Origin of the sequence: Streptomyces sp. NPDC020422 (assembly GCF_044386705.1) — a bacterium.
Lineage (GTDB): Bacteria > Actinomycetota > Actinomycetes > Streptomycetales > Streptomycetaceae > Streptomyces.
In genome coordinates this window covers 235,720-256,966 of record NZ_JBIRVJ010000001.1, presented here as the reverse complement: position 1 = coordinate 256,966, position 21,247 = coordinate 235,720, and the positions used below count along the sequence as shown (strand labels likewise).

Here is a 21,247-nt window from a genome sequence, read left to right as displayed (position 1 = left end):
CCCGGCCGGCGGGAATGGTGGTGGTACGGGGTCGGCGCGGCACACTGGGACGCATGGTGCTGCTGCGTGAGGTCACGACCGCCGACTGGCCCCTGTGGCGGGACGCCCGCCTGGCCGCGCTGGCGGACTCCCCGGAGGCGTTCAAGGCGAGCCTGGCCGACTGGCCGCACGGCGGGGAGGAGCGCTGGCGTGCCCGGCTGGCGGCGCCCGGATCGTACGGTGTGGTCGCGCTGCTCGACGGGCGGGCCGTGGGGATGGCGGCGGGCCTGGTGGTGGCCGACGGCGCCCACGAGCTGCGCTCGGTGTGGGTCGGCCCCCGGGCCCGCGGCCGGGGCGTCGGGGACCGCCTGATCGCCGCGGTCGAGGCGTGGGCGGTCCGTTCGGGCGCGGGAAGCCTGCGACTGGGCGTGATCCCCGGCAACACCCCGGCGATCGCCCTGTACTCCCGCCACGGCTTCACCCCCGCGGGCCGGCCCGGCGGGCTGCTGCCCGGCGGGCGCACCCGGGAGTTGCTGATGGTGAAGGCGCTGGGGGCGGGGACGGCCTAGGCCGGACGCGGCCTGGGACAGGTGATGACGAAGGCCCCGGAAGCGGATCGCTTCCGGGGCCTTTCCTGCGCATCTCATTGAAAAGCCATGTGACATGTGCCATTTTACAGCGCAGCCCGTCGTCGACGGGGTCCAACTCCCCTCCCCAGGAGTCGTCTTGCGCATCATGGCCCTCGCCACCGCCCTGCTCATAGCGGCCGCCGCAGCCTCCCCCGCCCAGGCGGCGCAGGCCCCCCAGGGCGAACCCAAGCCCGACCACGTCTTCGCGGACCCGGGCCTGCGCCCGGCCCACGGCCAGGTCCAGGGCGCTCCCGGAGCGCCCGCGGCGAGCGGCGGCAGGCTGGAGTCGCGGATCCTGCCGATCGTCTTCGACTGCAGCCCGTCGCTGCGGATCCGGGCCCAGGAGATGACGCAGGCGCAGCTGACGGCGACCTGCGCGAGCCTGGCCGCCCAGGACGCCTTCTTCCACGGCGTGGTCAAGGACTCGGGCCCGGTCGCGAACGACCACAACACCACGCTGGAAGTCGACGTCTTCAACTCCAGCGCCGACTACAAGACCTACGCCGGCCGGATCTACGGCATCGACACCGACAACGGCGGCATGTACCTGGAGGGCGACCCCGCCAAGTCCGGCAACCAGCCGCGGTTCATCTGCTACGAGCGCACCGACGTCAGCCCCGGCTGGCAGATCTGGAACCTCAACCACGAGTACACGCACTACCTCGACGGCCGCTTCGACATGTACGGCGACTTCGGCGCCGGTCAGACCACCCCCACCGTGTGGTGGGTCGAGGGCCTCGCGGAGTACGTCTCCTACTCGTACCGCGGCGTCCCCTACACCAACGCGCTCGCCGAGGCCGGCAAGCACACGTACTCCCTGCGCACGCTGTTCGACACGACCTACGACAACAGCGACGTCAGCCGCACCTACAACTGGGGCTACCTCGCCGCCCGTTACATGGTCGAGCGGCACCCGGACGACGTGGCCGCCGTGCTCGGCCACTACCGCGGCGGCAACTGGGCCGCCGCGCGCGCCCACCTCACCTCGCTGGACTACGAGAGCGACTGGAACGCCTGGCTGACGGCCGTGGCGGCGGGCGCCTGACCCGCACCACGGACGGCGCGCCGCGGCGCTCCCTCGGCGTCAGTTCCCGCAGGTGGCCAGCATCCGCCCCAGGGTGCTCTTCTCGGCCGCCGTCACCGAGAGCCCGTACACGGACTTGACCGAGGTCCAGGACCGGGCGTACGTGCACCAGTACGCCCGGGACGGCGGCTGCCACTCGTCGGGGCCCTGGTCGCCCTTGGAGCGGTTGGAGACGGCGGAGACGGCGATCAGCTGCGGGTGGGCGAGGTCGTTGGCGAAGGCCCTGCGCTTCTCCTGGGTCCAGGTGTTCGCGCCGGAACGCCAGGCCTCGGCCAGCGGCACGGTGTGGTCGACGTCCAGACCGGACGCCCTCGTGAAGGTCCTCCCGTCGTAGACGCTGGTCCAGCGGCCCGCGACGGCACGGCACTCGGCGTCCCGCCGCACACCCGTGCCGTCGCGTTCGAGGACGGCCTCGCGGGTGTTGCAGCTGTCGCCCTGTTCGGCCCAGTGGGGAAAGCGGTCGCGGCTGTAGCCGGTCATCGAGCCGCGGCGCTTGACCTTCAGCGCGGCGAGCTGGGTGCGGGCCTGCGCCGCGGTCGGCAGGCCCGGGAGCGTGCCGTCGCCGGCCGCCGGTGCGCCGCCCCGGCCCGCGGCGGACGCCGACGGCCTCCCCTTGGCGTCGCCGGGGGCGTGCGGGGTGCCGGCGCCCCCGCCCGAGCAGCCCGCGAGGGCGAGCAGGGCCGCCACCACCGATCCCGATATGCGCAGCCGCTTCTGACGCCCCATGAGCCGGACCCACCCCTCCGCCTGACATTCGTACGCTCGGCAGCGTACGACGTGCGGGCCGCGGCGCACCGCCCGGCGCGTAGGGTGCCCGGATGATCGTGATTCCCGAGGAGTTCGTACGGAGCACCGTCGCGCGCGAGGGCGGGCCGGGGGCCGAGTGGACGGCCCGGCTGCCCGGGCTCGTCGCCGAACTCCTCGACCGCTGGGGCTGCGAGCCGGACGGAGCGGTGCTGCACGGGGGCGTCGGGGTGATCGTGCCCGTACGGCGTCCCGCCGCGGATCCGGAGGGGCGGCGGGCCGTGCTCAAGGTGTCGTTCCCGCACCCGGGCAACGTGCACGAGCCCGACGCCTTCGCCGTGTGGGGCGGCCGGGGTGCGGTGCACCTGCACGAGCGGGACGACGAGCGCTTCGCGATGCTCCTGGAGCGGGTCGGCACCTCGACCCTGGAGGAACTCGCGGACGGCGACGAGGCGGCCCGGGTCGCGGGCCTGCTCGGGCGCCGGCTGGCCGTCCCCGCGCCGCCCGGGCTGCCCCGGCTGAGCGAGCGGGCCGGGCAGTGGGAGGAGGAGCTGCGGCGGGACGCCGGGGAGCTCGCTCACACGATGCCGCGCCGTGTGGTGGACGCCGCGGTGGCGACCGTACGGGAGCTGGGCCGGGTGCAGCCGGACACCCTCGTCCACGGCGACCTGCACGCCCGGAACGTGCTGCGGGCCGAGCGCGAACCGTGGCTCGCGGTCGACCCCAAGGGGTACGCCGGTGATCCCGCGTACGACGCCGGGACGTTCCTGAAGACGCGTGCGCCGCGCTTCCTGGGGGCCGGGGATCCGCGCGCGGCCGCCTTCCGCGTGATGGACGTGTACGCGGAGGCCGCCGGGCTCGATCCCGAACGCGTCCGGCGCTGGGCGCAGTTGCACGTGGTGCAGGCCGCGTTCTGGGGGCGCAGGCACGGGCTGCGGATCGCGCGCGGCGGGGCGGAGCTCGACGGGCTGATGCTCTTCGCGGACCGGTTCGCGGAACTGCTGACCGACCCACGGGACTGCTGACCGACCCACGGGACTGCTGACCGACCCACGGGACTGCTGACCGACCCGCGGAACTGCTGACCGACCCGCTCCAGCCGAGGACCGCTCCTTCGCCGGCCGGTTCGGCGACCCCTGCCCGTAGCCCGGCGCGCTCGGTGTCAGCCGGCGCAGGTCAGGGCGTCCGGCGCCGCCGCCCGCACCGCCCCCGACGTCGTCATCGCGGGAAGCGGCCGCCAGTGGACCGGGACGTCGCGCATGACGAGGACCGAGTCGAGCGTCGCGCTGCCCGGCGGGAAGCGCTCGGGGTCGTCGAAGTAGCTGGACCGGGCGGCGGTGACGCGGCCCGGATCGATGCGCCACGCGTCCGTGCGCAGCTGCATGCCGTCCAGGAAGGCGCCGGAGCTCGTCGCCGAGTAGCCCTTGCTTCCGTTGCGGAAGAAGGCGGAGGCCTCGTCGAGGTCGGCGAACAGCTCGCTGCCCTCCAGCCGTTCGGTGACCTCGGCGGTGACGTCGACGCGGGTGTCCCCGTCGCGCGTCGCGTAGGCCACGCGGAGCACCTCGGGGGTCTCCCGGACCTCGAAGTCGGCGTGGCTGTGCTCGCCGGGGAAGATCCGGCCGCCGGCCCACTGGTTGACGCGCGAGGCGGTGTCGCGGCGCGGGATGTAGACCCCGGTCTCCACGCCGTCCGGGCCGTCCCACTCGACGGCGATGCGGTGGGCGGCGTTCTCGCTGCGCAGCCCGACGGCGGCGGGCGCCCAGGCGGGCCGCACCGAACCGAGCCGCAGCAGGCAGATGCCGGCGACGGCGTGGCCACGGACCAGCTGCGGGCGCAGCGGAGCGGGGAGCAGGGGAGCGACGGCTTCGGGGTCGACGCGGTAGTTGACGAGGAGGCGCCGTTCGATGACGGAGGCGAGGCGCGGGGGTTTCATGCGTCCTTCTTCCAAGTGGTGTGGCGCAGGACGATCTGCTCGGGGCACACGGCGCTGAGGAAGCGCCCGACGCTGGTGGCCAGCCGGTCCTCGACGAGCGAGTAGAGGATGCGGTTGCCGTCGCGCCGCTCGGCGACGAGTCCGGCGCCCTTGAGCACGCCGAGGTGGCGGGAGATGGACGGGGCGCTGATGGCGAAGCGGCCGGCGATCTCGCCCGCGGCGAGTTCTCCGGCGCCGCGGAGGTCTTCGAGGATCTGCCGCCGGGTGGGATCGGCGAGGGCGCGGAACACCCCCGCGTCGGCGTCTGGTTCGCGTGGTTCGCTCACGGGATCTTTTTAGCACCTTGGCTAAGTAGCTAACAACGCATCCCGAGCCCGATGTCCGGATCTGCAAGTCACATGACATTGCCGACACGCAGGGCGCCTCCCTAGCGTGGAGACATGCCGCCGGGCCCTCGCCCGGACCGGCTCCCACCTGCACGTTCCCTGCGAAAGGCCCGCCATGCCCCGCACCACCCTGCGTGAACTCAACGGCTTCGACGAGACCCCCGCCTCGCTCGCCGACGCCACGCTGCTCCTGATCGACTACCAGAACACCTACACGCGCGGCGTGATGGAGCTCGACGGCTGGGAGGCGGCCCTCGACTCCGCCGCCGACCTGCTGGCCAGGGCCCGGGCGGCGGGCGCGAAGGTCGTGCACGTCGTCAACGACGGGGGCGAGGGCACCCCGTACGACATCCGCGCGGAGATCGGGCGGATCCACCCCCGGGTGGCCCCCGTCGAGGGCGAGGCCGTCGTGGTGAAGACCGTGCCGGACGCGTTCGTCGGCACGGACCTGGCCGAGCGGCTCGACGCGGCCGGCACCAAGGACCTCGTCGTCGCCGGCTTCATGACCCACATGTGCGTCGCCTTCACGACCGCGGCGGCGTTCCTGCGCGGCGACCGCCCGACCGTCGTCGCCGACGCCTGCGCCACCCGGCCGCTGGCGACCGCCGCCGGCGAGGTGTCCGCCGAGCAGCTGCACCGGGGCGCGCTCGCGACCATCGGGGACCTGTACGGGACCGTCGTCCCGACCGGTGCCTCGCTGGCCTGAGCGGCGCCGCACACGGGTCCGGGGGCGGCGCGGGGGACCGCCCCCGGACCCGTCCGTGCGGGCCCCGGATCAGGGCTGGTTGAACCGCACCTCGGGGTACAGCGGGCTCGGCCCCGCGAGCAGCCGCCGCTCCTCGCCCCGCAGGCTCCGGTCGAAGAACGCGGCGACGTACGCCCGGGTGACGGCGAGCGCCCGGTCCGCCGGGATGTCCCCCGCGGGCAGGCCGAAGTGACGCTGCAGCACCGGGCCGTCGGAGAAGGAGAAGTGGTCGGTCCCGGCCACCGTGAGCCAGCGCTTCCAGCCGCCGAGCACCGGCCAGGTGGCGTCCCAGGTCGTGTCGACGCCGCCGGGCCGGTGCGTCTCGTCGTCGGTGCCGAGCAGCAGGAACGGACGCCCGCCGAGCCCCTTCGCGGGCAGGGTGTCCCAGAACGAGCCGTCCATGTTGACCCCGGCGTCGATCCGGCGGTCGCCGAGCATCGCCTTCGCGGCGGCGGCGCCGCCGATGGAGTGCCCCGCCATGCCGATCCTGCTCCGGTCGATCGCCGCCGCGTACCGCCACGCGGCGCGCGGGCCGGTCAGCCGGTCGAGGAGGAAGCGCACGTCCGCCGCACGGGCGGCGGTGACGACACTGCCGTGCGTCCCGCCCTCCAGGGCCGTGCAGGCCACACAGGTGAGGACGCGCCCGTCGGGCAGTTCGGTGCCCGAGGTCTCGTAGGCGTGGTCGACGGACGCGACGACATAGCCGCGCGAGGCCAGCTCCACGGCCAGGCTGGTGAGGGTGAAGCGCGGGACGCCGAAGCCGGGCGAGAGCAGCACCAGCGGGTGCCGCCCGGGCGCGGGGCGCAGGTCCCGCTCGCTGTACGTGCCCATGCCGGCCAGGGCGCGGGCGGCGGCGGGGTCCTCGACCTGCACGCCCCGCAGCAGCAGTCGGGCCTCGTTCTCGGTCGCGTACGGGGCGGGGGCGCCGTGCCCCCTGCGGGCCGCCGGGTAATGGAGCGTCACCATGAGCTCGCGGCCGTCGGCCGAGGGCACCCAGGGGTCCTTGCGGGACCGGTCGACGAGATGGAGGACGGAGCTGCCCACGCGCTCCGTGCCGGTGGGGGCGGGCAGTTGGAGCGGAGCGGGGGCCGGATCGGCCGCGGCGGACGCCGTGACGGCGGGTGCGGCGGCGGAGGCGGGCAGGGCGGTCGCGGGTAAGGCGACGGCACAGGCGAGGAGGGCGGCCGTGGCCGCCCGCGTCAGTGTGATCATGGGGGTGACGCTATGTCGGCGGGCCTGGGGTACACGTCCCCCCACGGTCGTAACGCGAAGGCGGGGGCGTACCCCGGAAGTCTGACGCTTCCGCGTACGCTCGGGCCGCTGCCCCCCATGCGACGAGGAGGAACCATGAACGCCCACGACGGAGGACGGCAGCAGCTGGACGCGGCCAGCGTTCTCAACGCGCGCACGACGCTCGTCCAGCTCCTGGCCCGCGCGGGCGTCTACTCCGGCGACGCGGAGGAGCTGATCGGGCTCGTCGAGGCCGGTGCGCTCGCCCTCGCCCGCCAGGAGGTCGAGGCCCTCGGGCGCGAGGCGCCGCAGGAGAAGGGCGAGCCGTACGGGTCGGGCTGGCTCGACGGGGCCCGGTCCCTCGCCGACGGCCTGGACCGGATCGCCGAGGAGGCCCTGCGGCGGGCCGTCGCCGCCGGGGTGCCGGACCGCTCGGCGGACGACCGGCCGCCCGTCGGCCGGATGGAGCTGGAGCGGGCGAAGGTGGCGGTGCTGCCGCTGTACCTGTCCTTCACCGATGTGTCCGACCTCGACCCCGAGGCCACCGACCAGGTGCTCAAGGCCCTGCTCGCCACCCTGACCTCCCGGCAGCGGGCCGGCTACCCCGGGCGCCTCACCGATTTCGCCACGACCCACCGCCCGCGTCTGGAGCGCCTCTACGAGGAGTACGGGCCGGGCAGCGCCATCGCGATCCACGGCCGCTACTCCCTGGTCCACTCCCCCACCAGCATCGCCGTCCTGGAACGCCTCGCCGACGACCCGGCCCCGCTGCGGGACGAGTGGGACGCCGCCGAGCTGCCGCCGGCCTGGCTGGACGGCCTCACGACGGCCTGGGAGCGGTCGGGAACCGGCGGGTGAAAACAGAAGAACCCCAGGTCGACTGGGGTTCTTCGTGGTGTCCGAGGGGGGACTTGAACCCCCACGCCCGATAAAGGGCACTAGCACCTCAAGCTAGCGCGTCTGCCATTCCGCCACCCGGACAGGTGTGCCGCCGACGCGGTGTCCCGCGGCGACGTAGATCAATCTACCAGGCGTTCGGAGGGCCTTTCACCCACGTTTCCCGTGGTCAGCCCGGTCGGGCCGGCCATCCCCCTCGCGGCCCCACCTGTGTTAGGCTGGGCGCGTTGCAGTTGTGGTACCCATGAACCTCTTGCGTCTGACGGGAATACTTCTCCTCAGGCGCATTTTGTTTTTCCGGCATCTCCGGATGGGGCCTCTGCCTACAGAAGGAGAAGGTCATGGCACAGGGAACCGTGAAGTGGTTCAACTCGGAAAAGGGCTTCGGCTTCATCGAGCAGGACGGCGGCGGCCCGGACGTCTTCGCCCACTACTCGAACATCGCCACGTCGGGCTTCCGTGAGCTCCTCGAGGGCCAGCGGGTTTCCTTCGACGTCACGCAGGGCCAGAAGGGCCCGCAGGCGGAGAACATCGTCCCCGCCTGATCGACGGACGATATCTGCTCGCCGGGGTCCGCACCGATTCGGTGCGGACCCCGGCGTTGCGCTGTTTCCAGGAAGGTAGCCCCCGCATGTCCCGCAGGCCCCAGAAGCCGAACCGGCGCGCCAAGTCGACCACTCCCTCCGCGGCGCCGCCGAGGGAGTTCCGGCTGCCGGAGAGCACGACCCCCGCACTCCCTCCCGTCGCCGACTTCGCCGACCTCGACATGCCCGCGGCGCTGCTGAAGACGCTCACCGCGCAGGGTGTCACCGCGCCCTTCCCCATCCAGGCCGCCACGCTGCCGGACTCGCTCGCCGGGCGCGACCTGCTCGGCCGGGGGCGCACGGGCTCGGGCAAGACGCTCGCGTTCGGTCTCGCGCTGCTCGCGCGCACCGCCGGGCTGCGGGCCGAGCCGAAGGCTCCCCTCGCGCTGGTGATGGTGCCCACCCGTGAGCTCGCCCAGCAGGTGACGGACTCGCTCACCCCGTACGCGACCGCGGTCAACCTCCGACTGACCACCGTGGTCGGCGGACTGTCCGTGACCAAGCAGGCGGGCGCGCTGCGGCGCGGCGCCGAGGTGCTGGTGGCGACCCCGGGCCGGCTCAACGACCTCGTGGAGCGCGGGGACTGCGTGCTCGACCAGGTGCGGATCACGGTCCTCGACGAGGCCGACCAGATGACCGACATGGGCTTCCTGCCGCAGATCACCAAGCTGATCCAGCGGGTGCGGCCGGGCGGTCAGCACATGCTGTTCTCGGCGACCCTGGACGGCAACATCGACCGGCTGGTCCAGCGCTTCCTGAGCGACCCCGTCGTGCACTCCACGGACCCGTCCGCGGCCTCGGTGACCGCGATGGAGCACCACGTGCTGCACGTCCCGGACGAGACCGACAAGAAGGCCGTCACGACGCGCATCGCGGCGCGCGACGGCCGGGTCATCCTCTTCATCGACACCAAGCGGGCCGCGGACCGGCTCGCCAAGCGCCTGCTGACCGCCGGTGTCGCGGCGGCCGCCCTGCACGGCGGCCGTTCGCAGAACCAGCGGACCCGCACCCTGGACCAGTTCAAGAACGGCCAGGTGACCGCGCTGGTCGCCACGAACGTCGCGGCCCGGGGCATACACATCGACGACCTCGACCTCGTGGTGAACGTCGATCCGCCGACCGACCACAAGGACTACCTCCACCGGGGCGGCCGGACCGCCCGCGCCGGCACCTCGGGCAGCGTGGTCACGCTGGTCCTGCCGGAGCAGAAGCGCGAGGTCGCCCAGCTGATGACGCACGCCGGCATCAGCCCCCGGACCACCCGCGTCACCTCGGGCGACCCGCAGCTGACGGAGATCACCGGCGCCCGCGAGCCCTCCGGCGTCCCGGTCACCCTGGAGGTCCCCGCGCCCACGCCGCCGAAGGCCGGGCGCCCGGCCCGCAGGTCCGGCCCGAGGTCCTCCGCCAGGGCCGGCGGCACGGGCGAGGCGCCGAAGAACCGCGCCACCAGCGGTCCGAAGAGCGGCACCGCGTCCACCGACGAGCCCGGCACCCGGTCCCGCCGTCGCCGCCCCGCAGGCGGTTCCGGCGCGGCGACCGGCGCGGCGCCCCGTTCCGCCGGACGTTCGGCCGCCGGCGGCGGCCAGGGCGGCGGCCAGGCCGGCGAGCGCCGGGCCGGCGGCCGCGGCTCCGGCCGGGGTGCGTCCTCCGGCGGCGCCGGCGGCGGCTCCGGTGCCGCCCGCGGCCGCGGCGACTCCGCCCGCAGGGGCGGCCGACGCGGCGCCGCGAGCTGAGACACGGCGGCTCCCGTCGAAGCTCCCGGCGGTACGGGTCCTCCCCCGGGGTCACCCGTATCGCCGGGAGCTTCGTGCTTCACCGGCCCGACCAGCGGACTCCCCGACCCGACCCGTCCCCCGGACGCCCCGCCCGCTTGGTGCGGTCGAGCGCGAGAGCCTAGCGTCGATAAGGGACGAAATGTCCTGAGTCGCCCGTAAGGGGATCGCCGATGAGGCACGAAGCCGATGCCGACCTGACGGCCGAGGTCGCTGCCGAAACGCAGGGCGGAACGCAGACCGGAAGGCGGGGCGGAACACCCGCCGAGGTGGACGTCGTCGTGGTCGGCTCCGGCTTCGGCGGTTCGGTCGCGGCCCACCAGCTCGCCGAGGGCGGCCTCTCCGTCCTCGTCCTGGAGCGGGGCCGGCCCTATCCGCCGGGGAGCTTCCCCCGGACGCCCGCGGGGACGGCCCGCAACTTCTGGGACCCCAGCGAGGGACTGCACGGACTGTTCGACATCTGGTCCTTCCGCGGCCTTGAGGGCGTGGTCTCCAGCGGGCTCGGCGGCGGCTCGCTGATCTACGCCAACGTGCTGCTGCGCAAGGACGAGAAGTGGTTCGTCCACGAGTCGCCGCTGCCGGGCGGCGGGTACGAGAACTGGCCGATCGGACGGGGCGACCTCGACCCGCACTACGAGCGGGTCGAGCGGATGCTCGGCGCCACCCCGTACCCGTACGAGGACACCCCCAAGACCGTCGCCCTGCGCGAGGCCGCCGTCCGGCTGCGTCTGGACCTGTCCCGGCCGCCGCTCGCCGTCTCCTTCGCCTCCCCGCCCGACGCTCCCCCGGTGCCCGGCGCCCCGCTCCCCGAGCCGGCGTACGGCAACATCCACGGCCTGCCCCGGGAGACCTGCCGGCTGACCGGCGAATGCGACGTCGGCTGCAACTACGGCGCCAAGAACACCCTCGACCACACCTATCTGTCCGCCGCCCGCCACCTCGGCGCCGAGATCCGCACCCGCTGCGAGGTGCGCGGCTTCGCCCCGCGGCCCGGCGGCGGCTACGAGGTGCGGTACGTCGTCCACGACCCGGCCAGGGAGGGCCACCGCACCGCCACCGACCGGCTGCCGCTCCACACCGTCCGCTGCCGGCGGCTCGTCCTCGCGGCCGGCTCCTTCGGCACGACGTTCCTGCTGCTGCGTAACCGCGCCGCGCTGCCCGGGCTCGGTTCGGCCCTCGGCACCCGCTTCAGCGGCAACGGGGACCTGCTCGGCCTGGTGCTCGACGCGGCCGGCGGCGCGGCCGGGACGGGACCGCGGCACCTGGACGGCAGCAGGGGACCCGTGATCACCAGCGCCATCCGGGTCGGCGACGAGCTCGACGGCGACGGTTCGACCGGGCGCGGCCACTACGTCGAGGACGCCGGCTACCCGGCCTTCGTGGCCTGGCTCGCCGAGTCGGCGCAGCTGCCGGGCAGCGCCCGCCGCGCCGTCGGCTTCGGTCTGGACCGGCTCCGCTCCCGGCTGGGCCGCGGTCCGCGGAGCAACATCAGCGGGCGGCTCGCGCAGCTCCTCGGCCCCGGGGCGTTCTCCGACTCGGCGCTTCCGCTGCTCGGCATGGGCCGGGACGTCCCGGACGGCCGGATGAGCCTGCGCCGGGGCTATCTGGACGTCGACTGGACGACGCTCACCTCGCGCGGCTACTTCGAGCGGGTGCGCCGGACCATGGGGGACGTGGCCGAGGCGCTCGGCGGCGTCTTCCACGACAACCCGCTGTGGTGGACGCGCCGGGTGATCACCGTCCATCCGCTCGGCGGCGCGCCGATGGGCCGCCATCCGGGCGAGGGCGTCTGCGACGCGTACGGCGAGGTCTTCGGGCATCCGGGGCTCTACGTCCTCGACGGCGCGGTGCTGCCGGGCCCGGTGGGTGCCAACCCCTCGCTGACCATCGCCGCCTTCGCCGACCGCGCCTGCCGCCGGATCCTGGAGATGCACGTCAGGCGCCCGGCGACGGCGACGGCGGCCGGCACGCCGGCCGCCGCGGCGGCGTCGGCTCCGGCGGCCGCGGGCGGCGAGCGGCCCACCAGTCTGTCCTTCACCGAGGAGATGAAGGGGCATCTGGCGCTCGGTGTCGCCGACCCCGAGGAGGGGCAGGCGCTCGGCCGGACGCGGGACCAGCGGATGATGTTCCGCCTCACGATCACGGCGGACGACGTCGACCGCTTCGTCGCGGACCCCCGGCACCGGGCCGGGGCGGTCGGACACGTGGAGTGCGACCTCCTCGGCGGGCGGCTGCCGGTGGAGGCGGGCTGGTTCAACCTGTTCACCCGCGACGGCGACCCCACCCGGCGCCGGATGCTGTACCGGCTGCACCTGCGCGACCCGGGCGGCAATCCGCTCACGCTCGTCGGCCGCAAGGAGGTGCACGACGACCCCGGCTTCGACGTCTGGAGCGACACCTCGACGCTGTACGTCCGGGTGCTGTCCGGGCATGTCGCCGAGGGCGGCGACGCCGGGGCCACGGTGCTCGGCGCGGGCGTCCTCGTCATCCTGAAGGCCGACTTCGTCAAGCAGCTGACCACGTTCCGGGCCTCGGGCCCGCATCCCGCACGGGCCCTGGAGGGCTTCGGGCGCCTGTTCCTGGGCGAGTTGTGGGGCGTGTACGGCGCGCACCTCGCATCGGCCGGTGAGTCCGCGTGAGGGTGCGCGAGCTGCGCGGGCACGCCGACGAGCTCGGCTTCACCCCGCAGGAGCCGGTGCGGTGGCTGGCCCCCAGGGAACTGGCGCGGACGGCTGTCAAGGTGGTCCTCGCGGCCGTCTTCGCCGGCTACGCCGACAAGCGCGAGTTCCAGGGGGTGCTGGACGCCGAGCTGCTGGAGGCCCCGCCCGGCGCGGCCGGGGCGGGAGGGCTGTGGTTCGACTTCGTGGCGGACGTCGGCGACGGTTTCGACGCGACGGCCTCGGTGGCGTGGGCGCTGGCGCAGGCGGAGCTCCCGGTCGCTCCCGCGGGGGCGGGCGCCGGGGCGCGGCCGCTGCGGCTGCCGCGTGGCTCCCTGCTGGTCCTCGGCGGCGACGAGGTGTACCCGACGGCTTCGGCGCAGGGCTACGAGGACCGGATGAAGGGTCCGTACCGCGCCGCCCTGCCCGCGGCGGCGGACCCGCCGCTGCTGGTCGCGCTGCCGGGGAACCACGACTGGTACGACGGGCTCACCGCCTTCCTGCGGATGTTCACGCAGGGGCGGGCGCTCGGCGGCTGGCAGACCCGGCAGCGGCGCAGCTACTTCTGTGTGCGGCTGCCCGAGGGGTGGTGGCTGGCGGGTCTGGACAGCCAGCTCGGCACGTACTTCGACGACCCGCAGCTGCGCTACTTCGAGGAGCACCTGTCGGCGAACCTGCGGCCAGGCGACGGGGTGATCGTCTGCTCGGCCGAGCCGACCTGGCTGAAGAGCGCGACCGGGGAACCCGACGCGTTCAACGCCCTGCACTGGTTCGACCGGAACGTGGTCCGCCACCGTGTCGACCGGGACTCCGGGGAGCGCAGGCCGACGGGCGCGTCCGTGCGCCTGTGGCTGACCGGCGACCGCCACCATTACGCGCGGTACGCCGAGCGCCTGCCGGGCGAGCCGCCCGGTGAGCCGGGCGCCGACCCTCGGCGGCGCCAGATGGTGACGTGCGGGCTCGGCGGCGCGTATCTGGCGGCGACCCACCGGCTGCCGCCGGTGCTGCCGCTGCCTCCGTTCGGGGCGCGGCTGCGCGACAAGGACGATCCGCCGGTGGAGTTCGCCCGGATGGCCGCCACCTACCCGGACGCCGCCGAGTCCCGGCGGCTCGCGCGGGGCATCGCGGTGCCGTGGTCGGGGCGCTGGCTGCCGTGGCGCAATCCGGGCTTCGCGCCGCTGTGCGCGGGCGTGCACGCCGTGCTCTTCCTTCTGCTGAGCTTCCTCTTCGCCCTGGCGCGGGGGGTGACGAGGCCCGTCGACGCCGTGCGCCGGGCCGGTGTCGGCGACTTCTGGGGCTTCGGCGGGGTGTGTCTGGGCGTGGCCGGGGCGTTGCTGCTGCTCGGGTTCCTCGGCCGGCTGCTGCGGCGGCGGAGGGCCTCGCCGCCCTCGCGGGCGGCGGTCGCGGCGCTGTCGCAGACCGTGGTGGCGCTGGCGGCGCTGGCCGTCACCGTGGCGCTGCCCTTCCCGGCGTCGTGGCACGGCTGGGTCGTGCTGCTGGTGTGTCTGGGCGTGGCCGGTGTGGTCGGCGCGGTGGTGGGCTCGGGCGTCTTCGCGCTGTGGGTGCTGTCCGCGCGCGGGGGCGAGGTGGCGGAGTGGCAGATGTCCGGCCAGTCCATCGAGGACCACAAGGGCTTCCTGCGTCTGCACATCGCGCCGGGCGGCGATCTGACCGTCCATCCGTTGGCCATGGCGGCGGTCTGCCGTGACTGGGAGCTGCGGGACGACCCGACGGGCGGGCTGTACCGGAGGGCCGAGGGCTCGCCGGGGGCGCGGAGCCTGGTGGCGGCGAAACGGCCGGTGCCCGTCGAGGAGCCGGTGGTGCGGCTGATCGAGGACCCCTTCGTGATCTCCCGGGGAGCGTGAACGCCATGACCGAGACCTCCGGAGCGCAGCCCGCTGCGACGACCCGCCGTGACCATGTGACGGAGGTCAGGCCGCTCACCGCGCTGGACGGACGCCCGCTGACCCTGGTGCACGTACGGGGGCGGCGTCCGGCCCACCGCGGTCCGGTGCTCGTGGTGCACGGGGCGGGCGTGCGGGCCGAGCTCTTCCGGCCCCCGCTGCGCCGCACCTTCGTGGACGCCCTGGTGGACGAGGGCTGGGACGTCTGGCTGCTGAACTGGCGGGCGTCGATCGACCTCGATCCGGTGCCGTGGACGCTCGACCAGGCCGCCGCGTACGACCACCCGGCGGCGGTGGCGCACGTGCTGGCGGCGACGGGCGCGGACCGGCTCAAGGCCGTGGTGCACTGCCAGGGTTCGACGTCCTTCATGATGGCGCTGTCGGCCGGGCTGCTCCCCCAGGTGGAGACGGTGGTCAGCAACGCGGTGTCGCTGCATCCGGTGGTGCCCCGGCTCTCGACGTTCAAGCTCGCCCGTCTGGCCCCCGTCGTCGCGCGGGTGATGCCGTCCCTCTCGCCGGCCTGGGGCGACCGGCCGGCCGGGCCGCTGTCCCGGCTCATGGTGTGGTTCGTGCGGGCCACGCATCCGGAGTGCCGGAACTCGGTGTGCCGCATGGTGAGTTTCACGTACGGCAGCGGCTGGCCGGCGCTGTGGTCCCACGCGAACCTCGACGAGGCGACGCACGAGTGGATCCGCGGCGAGTTCGCCGAGGTCCCGATGACGTTCTTCGCGCAGATGAACCGGTGCGTCAGGGCCGGGCAGCTGGTGGCGGCGGAGCACATCGAGGGGCTGCCGAGGGCGTTCGCCGAGCGGGCGCCGCGGACCGACGCGCGGATCGTGCTGCTCGCGGGCGAGGACAACCTCTGTTTCCTGGCCGAGAGCCAGCAGCGCACCTACGACTTCCTGAACGCGCACCGGCCCGGCCGTGACACCTTGCACCTGCTTCCCGGCTACGGGCACCTCGACGTCTTCCTGGGCCGCCGCGCGGCGACCGACACCTACCCCCTGATCCTCGAGGAGCTCGCCCGATGAACCGGATCCTGGACCTCGCCCGGCTGGGTCTCGCGGCCCTGCCGTCACCGGTGCCGCGCCGGCAGCGCCGGCTCGCCGGGCGGCACGCCCTGGTCGACGGCATCCCCTTCGAACTGCCCGTCGACTCGGTCGACACCCCCGCCCTGATGGCCGGCTTCCCCGTCGACCTGCGGGCGGCCGCCCGGCTGCTGCCCGGCGGCGAGCTGCACCCGGTGGCGCTGCCCGGCGGCAAGGGCCTGCTCGTCATCACGGTGGTCAACTACCTGCGGACGGACATCGGGCGCTACATCGAGTTCTCGATCGCCCTGGCCTGCACGCACGGCCCGAGACCGGCGCCGCCGCTGCTGCCGGGGCTGCTGCGCGGGGCCTTCCACACCGGGCAGTACGTGGTGGACCTGCCGGTGAGCAGCGAGATCTCGGTCAAGGGCGGCAAGGGCATCTGGGGGATGCCGAAGCACCAGGCCAGTCTCGACTTCAAGGTGGGCGAGTCCACGATCTCCAGTCAGTACGAGGTCGGCGGGCGGCTCGGGATGTACGTGGAGATCGACCGGCCGCCGGCGACCGCGCTGCCGCTGAAGTCGGCGGCGGTCAACTACTGCGCGTTCCGCGGGATGCTGATGAAGTCGACGATCTATCTCGACGGCAGGGCCGACCTCGCGGTCGGCCGGCGGGCGCGGGCCCGGCTCGTCCTCGGCGACGCGCCCCAGGTGGCCGCGCTGCACGACCTGGACATCGCGGACGACCCGCTCTTCACCCTGTATCTGACCTCGGCGCAGGGGGTGCTGGACGACCACTTCGAGTGCTGGTTCCTCACCAGCGAGGAGCCGGGGCGTACGTACGGCGAGGCATTGGACAGCGTGGTCGGGCTGGGTCTGTCGCAGGACTGGCCGGCGCCGCCGCGCCTGGACGTGGGAGCGCACCCGTGAAAGAGGCACTGCTGCTGGTGAACGCGCTGTACTTCCTCTTCGGCGCGACGATGTACATGGGCACGATGTGGGTGCTGAGGTTCTTCCTCTATCCCACCTGGCGCACCCTCACGCCGCAGAACGTCGGGGACCACTTCGGCATCCCGACCACGCTCGCGACCAGGTTCTTCACGGTGGTCGTGCCGCTGATGTTCGTCTCCGGGATCGTCCTGGTGTGGAGCGAGTGGGGCGAGTGGTACGTGGTCCTGTCCGCGGTCTGCCTGGCGGGCATCATCGTGCTCACCTATGTCGGGCAGCAGATCATCATCCCGATCAACAAGAGGATCAGGGCCGGGGACTTCGACGGTCCGGCCGGGCTCACGCCCTTGCTGGTGCGCTGGATGCACCTCAACGACATCCGCTTCGTCGGTTCGACGATCACGTGGGCCGCGATCGTCTGGTACGTCGTCGCCAAGGGCGATCTGCTGGGAGCCCTGGAGTGAGCGTGCTGCCTCCGTATGTGCGGCGGGACGTGCTGCGCGCGGTCCTCCTGGCGATCGGGGCGATCACGGTGCTGACGGGCATCGTGCAGCTGTGCGCGCCGGGGCCGGTGCTCGATGTGCTGTCGGTGGAGTCGACGGGCACCAGCCGCCATCTCTTCGCCACGGTGGGCATGTTCATGATCGTCGTGGGCGGTCTGCTCGTGCAGGCGCTGCTGACCCCGGCCCCGCCCTTCTACGTGCTGCTGTGGACGGGGCTGCAGAAGTTCGGCGCCTTCGCCCTGGTGGGCATCGGGGTCATCCGGGACCTGTTCGGCGCGATCGCGCTCCTCGTGGCCTTCTTCGACCTGGCCACGGCCGTGCTGTGCTGGTTGATGGCCCGCCGGCTTCGGACCCCGGCGGTGACCGGGTGACCCGGCGCTCCCTGGTCCTCGCGGGCGGCGGGATGCGCGTCGCCTGGCAGACCGGCGTGGTGCGGGCGCTGCGGGAGCACGGCCTCTCCTTCGACCACGTCGACGGCACCTCGGGCGGCATCATGACCACCGGCATGGTGCTCTCCGGGCAGGATCCAGCGGAGATGGGCCGGCGCTGGTCCGAGCTGGACCTACGGGACTTCGGCTCGTTGCTGCCGCTCACCGACTACCTCAAGGGGCCCTGGGCCCTGCCCGCCCTCGGCGACGCGGACGGCGTGGTCCGCAAGGTGCTGCCCGCGCTCGGCGTCGACGTGGCGGCCATCCGCTCCTCGGCGGTGGCGGGCACCTTCAACGTGGCCGACTTCGCCACCAAGACCTGCGTGGCCGTGCCGCACACCGAGATCGACCTGGAGCTGATGGCCGCGGGCATGTCCCTGCCGCTGTTCGTCCCACCGCTGCGCCGCGGGCCGCGGGTCTGGACCGACGCGGTGTGGATCAAGGACGCCAACCTGACGGAGGCGCTGCGCCGCGGGGCCGACGAGGTGTGGCTCGTGTGGTGCATCGGGAACACCCCGTACTGGGGCGAAGGACCGCTCGAACAGTACGTCCACATGATCGAGATGAGCGCCGGCGGAGCGCTCTTCGCCGAACTTCAGGCCGCGGCGGCGGCCCACCGTCCGTTCACCCTCCATGTGGTCAGACCGCGTCACCCGCTCCCCCTGGACCCGGAGTTCCTGGCCGGCCGGATCTCCGCCGACACCCTCGTGGCGATGGGCTACCGCGACGCGTGGGAGTACCTCGCCTCCGCCGTCCCGACGGGAGTGCCGAAGGACCCGGGGTGCACGGCGATGCGGGAGCCGGTGCGCGGGGTGCGCTTCCGGGAGCGGCTGCGCGGGCGGACGGCGGGCGGCGCGGACCTGCTCCTCGACGTCACCGTCGAGCTCCCGCTGCCCCCGGACGGCACCCCCTCCCCCGGCGCGCGCCTGGCCGGGCACGTCGACCACGAGCCGTGGGGCGGCCGGGTGCTGCTCGCCGACGGCCGGGTCGAGGCGGCCGGGACGGGCCTGGACTACGTGGCGCGGGTCAATCTGTCGGGCACCTGGCGGGAGCTGCGGGCCCACCGCGAGCTGGCCGACGACCGGGGCCCCGACCTGTGGTCCGACGCCCGCGAGGCGGCCTTCCACGCCGGCGACGGCACGGCGGCGACCCTGCGCCTGGGGCTGCGCGAGGCCGCCCGCACCCTGGGCTCGATGGAGCCGTACGGCGCCCATGGCTTCCGCGACCGGGCGGAGGCCTTGGGGGAACTGGCCAGAGTGGGCTGGCGGCGGGCCCTGACCCGGGGCTGACCGAGCGCACACCTCACCCGTTCGGCGTAACCGAACGCTCCCCCGGAAGGCCCCCTTTCGGATACTGGTGACCGGGCGGAGTTCCGCGGGCGTGTGCGCCAGCCTCTCCGTACTCCGATTCGAGGGAGTCGCGGGATCATGACGGTGACCGGTGCGGCGAATGTCGAGATCTCGTTCCGCGAGGGCCTGACGGACGCGGAGCGGCGTTACGCGCAACGCTCGGTCGCCGCCTTCGTGGAGCACTCCCTGGCGGAGGCGGCCCGGGCGCGCGCGGCCGAGGCCGCCCTGACCGAGCTGGCGGACACGCTGAACGGACCGCTGCGCAGGCTGGTCGAGGACGACGCGGCCGCCGTGGAGGCGGCCGGGAGACTGCGGACCGAGCACGTGCTGCGCCCACGGGCGACGGACGAGCTGCAAGGGGACGCCGAGGCCGCCGAGCTCTTCGCACCGCGCCCGCCGGCGAACGCGCGGTCCCTGGACTTCTTCCCGCCCTACGACTTCGTCTGGTCCTGGCACGACGGGGCCGGCCATCCGCCGCACGGGCAGATCCTCAGCTGGCGCACGGGGGCGGTCGGCCTGGACGCCCGGTCGGGCTCGCTCGCCGACGGGGCCCCGGGACTCGTCGCCGCACACGCCGGCGTCGGAGTGGTCCTCCCCTCGACGAACCCGGGGAAGCTGAAGTACCCCCATGCCGTCCTCGACCCCGGGCGGTACTCCTACGCGGTGAAGACCGTCGGGCTCGGTGGCAACGCCACCTCCGAGGGCGGCTTCGACCTGGCCGTGTTCGAGAACGGCCGCTTCCTCGTCAACGCCTTCAGCCAGCTGTGGCGCGCGCGGATCAGCGGCAACGAGGAGCGCACGGGCGGCGACGGTCCCCGGCCGATGACGGGACCCGACGTCCAGTTCTTCATGAACCCGGGAGCCGTCTACACGTTCCACGCGGGGATCTGGGTGGTCACCGACCGCTCGACGGGCCTCGGCGCGGCGGCGGCGCAGTCCCTCCTGCAGGGCACCGTCAACCGGATGTGGATGTTCGGCTGAGTTCCGCGAGCGCGCCCACGGGGCAGCCGAACAGCTCCGTGAGCACCTGCCGTTGCCGGTCCGTCAGGGCGGCGACGAAGACGACGGCGCCGGCCCCCGCCGCCTCGCGCGCGCGGGCCGCCTCCCGCGCCTTCCCTGCGCTGAGCAGGGTCCGCGAGGAGTAGGGCAGGGCCATATTCCGCGCCCCGCCGGCCGATACCCCGCGGCGCTGCACGATCCGGCCGACGACCCGTGCGCCGAGCGCCGTCAGCTCAGCGGCCGCCGCGTCCATACGGGCGGCGAAGTCCTTCTCCTTCGCGGAGAAGTACCCGACGAGCAGGACATCGGCCCCCGCCACCGTGAGGCCCGCGGGGCGCCGGCGGCCCGGTCCCGGTGCCGCGCCGGGGGCGCCCCGGCGGGCCGGGCGGCGGTCGTGTCCTCGGGGTGTGCGCACGGGGCACACGCTAGCCGCAGGTCCGTCCGCGGCGGTACGCGGTTTCCGCGCACCGCCGCGTCCGTGGGGGGCGTTACGGCTTGGGCAGGACGCAGCCCGGGCGGTTCAGGTCGATCACGTTGCCGGGGCCGACGCAGGGGACGATCGTGTAGGTCTCCTGGGCGTAGTTGATGCCCTGGCGGACCGTCACGGCGCCGTTCGCGTCGACCTCGCACGGGTTGTTGACGGTGCAGCTCTGGCCGTCCTCGTTGCCCGTGTTGTTGACGGCGACGACCTTGCCGGTGGTGGTGTCGATGACGGGCGAGCCGGAGGTGCCGCCGATGGTGTTGCAGGAGGAGGTGTAGCGGACCGAGTCCTTCCAGGTCCAGTCACCCTCCTTCAGGCGGTAGACGAAGCCGTCCACGTTGCAGCTGTAGATCCGCTTCCAGTACCCGGAGACGACCTTGATCGACGAACCCTGCACCGGGTGGGCGTCGTTGAGGGTCAGGGCGCTGATGCCGTAGAGGCTCTGGATCTGCGCGTAGGTCTTGCCGACCTGGTAGATCGAGATGTCCGTGTCGGTCATCGTGGCGTACGCGATCTTGCTCGCGCGCAGCGTGGCGACCTTGGTGCCGGCCGAGTTGAGCAGCGAGAACGAGCGGGTGGAGCGCTGGTCCTTGACGACCACGCCGGGCCCCGGCATGCCGGTCTCCAGGCAGTGCCCGTTGGAGAGGACGAGCGCGGGGTCGTTCGGCGTGGAGGCGGGCATGCGGACGAGCGAGCCGGAACAGTTGCTGAGCGCGACCGTGCCGGCGAAGTCGACGGCGACGGCCGCCGTGGCCTGGTCACGGTGGGCGGCGGCCGGGGGCGCGGAGGCCACGGCCGGGGCGGCGGCCGCTCCGGTCAGGAGCAGCGCGAGCAGGGCGCCGACGAGAGGCTTCTTCATGTGGGGGTTCCCCTCCGATGACATGCAACCGAAGATCCTCCGGTTGTCATGAGCATTCTTAGAACCTCCGCCCCAACCCACAAGAGGGCATGCGGAATCGAGCCACCGA

At 73.8% G+C, this 21,247-nt stretch carries 20 protein-coding genes, 1 tRNA gene and 1 pseudogene; 15 read left to right on the top strand and 7 right to left on the bottom strand.

What is annotated here, in order from left to right; genetic code table 11:
* The first annotated feature begins 53 nt into the window (after window positions 1-53).
* Entirely contained in the window at window positions 54-548 is a 495-nt protein-coding gene (locus tag ACH414_RS01225; RefSeq protein WP_398940517.1) for a GNAT family N-acetyltransferase, read from the top strand.
* A gap of 337 nt (window positions 549-885) precedes the next feature.
* A pseudogene (locus ACH414_RS01220) lies at window positions 886-1,647 on the top strand (collagenase); the annotation flags it as partial.
* Between the two features lie 45 nt (window positions 1,648-1,692).
* Here ACH414_RS01220 and ACH414_RS01215 read toward each other — a convergent pair.
* Window positions 1,693-2,418 (bottom strand): DUF1524 domain-containing protein, encoded by a 726-nt coding sequence (locus tag ACH414_RS01215; RefSeq protein ID WP_398940516.1) that lies wholly within the window; start codon window positions 2,416-2,418, stop codon window positions 1,693-1,695.
* A gap of 92 nt (window positions 2,419-2,510) precedes the next feature.
* On the opposite strand from ACH414_RS01215, the gene ACH414_RS01210 reads away from it, so the two are divergent.
* A complete protein-coding gene (locus ACH414_RS01210) occupies window positions 2,511-3,461 on the top strand; it encodes an aminoglycoside phosphotransferase family protein (RefSeq protein WP_382544723.1) in 951 nt (316 codons plus the stop codon).
* A 137-nt stretch (window positions 3,462-3,598) separates the two neighbouring features.
* Here the strand turns inward: ACH414_RS01210 and ACH414_RS01205 are convergent, their stop codons facing one another.
* Both ACH414_RS01205 and ACH414_RS01200 read right to left on the bottom strand, forming a co-directional pair.
* The gene (locus ACH414_RS01205; protein WP_398940515.1) at window positions 3,599-4,369 is read right to left on the bottom strand and encodes a DUF2071 domain-containing protein; all 771 of its coding nucleotides are present in this window, start codon (window positions 4,367-4,369) and stop codon (window positions 3,599-3,601) included.
* Window positions 4,366-4,695 (bottom strand): metalloregulator ArsR/SmtB family transcription factor, encoded by a 330-nt coding sequence (locus ACH414_RS01200; protein ID WP_398940514.1) that lies wholly within the window; start codon window positions 4,693-4,695, stop codon window positions 4,366-4,368. The genes ACH414_RS01205 and ACH414_RS01200 overlap by 4 nt, the downstream gene beginning before the upstream one ends.
* A gap of 175 nt (window positions 4,696-4,870) precedes the next feature.
* Between ACH414_RS01200 and ACH414_RS01195 the strand changes: the two genes are divergently transcribed.
* Window positions 4,871-5,461 carry a cysteine hydrolase family protein gene (locus ACH414_RS01195; RefSeq protein ID WP_382544731.1) on the top strand — a complete coding sequence of 197 codons (591 nt, stop codon included), beginning with the start codon at window positions 4,871-4,873 and terminating at the stop codon, window positions 5,459-5,461.
* A 69-nt stretch (window positions 5,462-5,530) separates the two neighbouring features.
* Here ACH414_RS01195 and ACH414_RS01190 read toward each other — a convergent pair whose 3' ends face one another.
* Complete coding sequence (locus tag ACH414_RS01190; protein WP_398940513.1) at window positions 5,531-6,712, bottom strand: alpha/beta hydrolase family protein; 1,182 nt, start codon at window positions 6,710-6,712, stop codon at window positions 5,531-5,533.
* 135 nt (window positions 6,713-6,847) lie between these two features.
* On the opposite strand from ACH414_RS01190, the gene ACH414_RS01185 reads away from it, so the two are divergent.
* A complete protein-coding gene (locus ACH414_RS01185) occupies window positions 6,848-7,588 on the top strand; it encodes a hypothetical protein (protein WP_398940512.1) in 741 nt (246 codons plus the stop codon).
* A gap of 35 nt (window positions 7,589-7,623) precedes the next feature.
* On the opposite strand, the gene ACH414_RS01180 is transcribed toward ACH414_RS01185, so the two are convergent.
* A tRNA-Leu gene (locus tag ACH414_RS01180) sits at window positions 7,624-7,711 on the bottom strand.
* A 257-nt stretch (window positions 7,712-7,968) separates the two neighbouring features.
* Here ACH414_RS01180 and ACH414_RS01175 point away from each other — a divergent pair.
* From ACH414_RS01175 to ACH414_RS01130, 10 genes are all read left to right on the top strand, one after another.
* Complete coding sequence (locus ACH414_RS01175) at window positions 7,969-8,172, top strand: cold-shock protein (protein WP_382544740.1); 204 nt, start codon at window positions 7,969-7,971, stop codon at window positions 8,170-8,172.
* 86 nt (window positions 8,173-8,258) lie between these two features.
* Entirely contained in the window at window positions 8,259-9,944 is a 1,686-nt protein-coding gene (locus tag ACH414_RS01170) for a DEAD/DEAH box helicase (RefSeq protein ID WP_398940511.1), read from the top strand.
* Between the two features lie 212 nt (window positions 9,945-10,156).
* Window positions 10,157-12,622 (top strand): GMC family oxidoreductase, encoded by a 2,466-nt coding sequence (locus ACH414_RS01165; RefSeq protein ID WP_398940510.1) that lies wholly within the window; start codon window positions 10,157-10,159, stop codon window positions 12,620-12,622.
* Window positions 12,619-14,505: a hypothetical protein gene (locus tag ACH414_RS01160; protein WP_391768070.1), complete on the top strand. Its 1,887-nt coding sequence runs from the start codon at window positions 12,619-12,621 to the stop codon at window positions 14,503-14,505. Before ACH414_RS01165 ends, ACH414_RS01160 begins: the two co-directional genes overlap by 4 nt.
* 5 nt (window positions 14,506-14,510) lie before the next feature.
* Window positions 14,511-15,575, top strand: a complete 1,065-nt coding sequence (locus tag ACH414_RS01155) for an esterase/lipase family protein (protein WP_398940509.1) — start codon at window positions 14,511-14,513, stop codon at window positions 15,573-15,575.
* On the top strand, window positions 15,572-16,501 hold the full coding sequence (locus tag ACH414_RS01150) for an acetoacetate decarboxylase family protein (protein ID WP_382544754.1): 930 nt from the start codon (window positions 15,572-15,574) through the stop codon (window positions 16,499-16,501). Before ACH414_RS01155 ends, ACH414_RS01150 begins: the two co-directional genes overlap by 4 nt.
* A complete protein-coding gene (locus tag ACH414_RS01145) occupies window positions 16,498-16,983 on the top strand; it encodes a hypothetical protein (protein WP_382544757.1) in 486 nt (161 codons plus the stop codon). Before ACH414_RS01150 ends, ACH414_RS01145 begins: the two co-directional genes overlap by 4 nt.
* Window positions 16,980-17,393 carry a hypothetical protein gene (locus ACH414_RS01140; protein ID WP_382544760.1) on the top strand — a complete coding sequence of 138 codons (414 nt, stop codon included), beginning with the start codon at window positions 16,980-16,982 and terminating at the stop codon, window positions 17,391-17,393. Before ACH414_RS01145 ends, ACH414_RS01140 begins: the two co-directional genes overlap by 4 nt.
* A complete protein-coding gene (locus ACH414_RS01135; protein ID WP_382544763.1) occupies window positions 17,390-18,739 on the top strand; it encodes a patatin-like phospholipase family protein in 1,350 nt (449 codons plus the stop codon). The genes ACH414_RS01140 and ACH414_RS01135 overlap by 4 nt, the downstream gene beginning before the upstream one ends.
* A 138-nt stretch (window positions 18,740-18,877) precedes the next feature.
* The gene (locus ACH414_RS01130) at window positions 18,878-19,780 is read left to right on the top strand and encodes a hypothetical protein (protein ID WP_382544766.1); all 903 of its coding nucleotides are present in this window, start codon (window positions 18,878-18,880) and stop codon (window positions 19,778-19,780) included.
* On the opposite strand, the gene ACH414_RS01125 is transcribed toward ACH414_RS01130, so the two are convergent.
* Window positions 19,755-20,213 carry a hypothetical protein gene (locus tag ACH414_RS01125; RefSeq protein WP_398940508.1) on the bottom strand — a complete coding sequence of 153 codons (459 nt, stop codon included), beginning with the start codon at window positions 20,211-20,213 and terminating at the stop codon, window positions 19,755-19,757. The genes ACH414_RS01130 and ACH414_RS01125 overlap by 26 nt on opposite strands.
* A 73-nt stretch (window positions 20,214-20,286) precedes the next feature.
* Window positions 20,287-21,138 (bottom strand): serine protease, encoded by an 852-nt coding sequence (locus ACH414_RS01120; protein WP_386561744.1) that lies wholly within the window; start codon window positions 21,136-21,138, stop codon window positions 20,287-20,289.
* Window positions 21,139-21,247 lie beyond the last annotated feature (109 nt).

What these genes read in the sequence shown, in the direction of transcription:
- ACH414_RS01225 (WP_398940517.1), top strand. Translation starts at nt 54, where the DNA reads ATGGTGCTGCTGCGTGAGGTCACGACCGCCGACTGGCCCCTGTGGCGG.
- ACH414_RS01215 (WP_398940516.1), bottom strand. Translation starts at nt 2,418, where the DNA reads ATGGGGCGTCAGAAGCGGCTGCGCATATCGGGATCGGTGGTGGCGGCC.
- ACH414_RS01210 (WP_382544723.1), top strand. Translation starts at nt 2,511, where the DNA reads ATGATCGTGATTCCCGAGGAGTTCGTACGGAGCACCGTCGCGCGCGAG.
- ACH414_RS01205 (WP_398940515.1), bottom strand. Translation starts at nt 4,369, where the DNA reads ATGAAACCCCCGCGCCTCGCCTCCGTCATCGAACGGCGCCTCCTCGTC.
- ACH414_RS01195 (WP_382544731.1), top strand. Translation starts at nt 4,871, where the DNA reads ATGCCCCGCACCACCCTGCGTGAACTCAACGGCTTCGACGAGACCCCC.
- ACH414_RS01190 (WP_398940513.1), bottom strand. Translation starts at nt 6,712, where the DNA reads ATGATCACACTGACGCGGGCGGCCACGGCCGCCCTCCTCGCCTGTGCC.
- ACH414_RS01185 (WP_398940512.1), top strand. Translation starts at nt 6,848, where the DNA reads ATGAACGCCCACGACGGAGGACGGCAGCAGCTGGACGCGGCCAGCGTT.
- ACH414_RS01175 (WP_382544740.1), top strand. Translation starts at nt 7,969, where the DNA reads ATGGCACAGGGAACCGTGAAGTGGTTCAACTCGGAAAAGGGCTTCGGC.
- ACH414_RS01170 (WP_398940511.1), top strand. Translation starts at nt 8,259, where the DNA reads ATGTCCCGCAGGCCCCAGAAGCCGAACCGGCGCGCCAAGTCGACCACT.
- ACH414_RS01165 (WP_398940510.1), top strand. Translation starts at nt 10,157, where the DNA reads ATGAGGCACGAAGCCGATGCCGACCTGACGGCCGAGGTCGCTGCCGAA.
- ACH414_RS01155 (WP_398940509.1), top strand. Translation starts at nt 14,511, where the DNA reads ATGACCGAGACCTCCGGAGCGCAGCCCGCTGCGACGACCCGCCGTGAC.
- ACH414_RS01150 (WP_382544754.1), top strand. Translation starts at nt 15,572, where the DNA reads ATGAACCGGATCCTGGACCTCGCCCGGCTGGGTCTCGCGGCCCTGCCG.
- ACH414_RS01130 (WP_382544766.1), top strand. Translation starts at nt 18,878, where the DNA reads ATGACGGTGACCGGTGCGGCGAATGTCGAGATCTCGTTCCGCGAGGGC.
- ACH414_RS01120 (WP_386561744.1), bottom strand. Translation starts at nt 21,138, where the DNA reads ATGAAGAAGCCTCTCGTCGGCGCCCTGCTCGCGCTGCTCCTGACCGGA.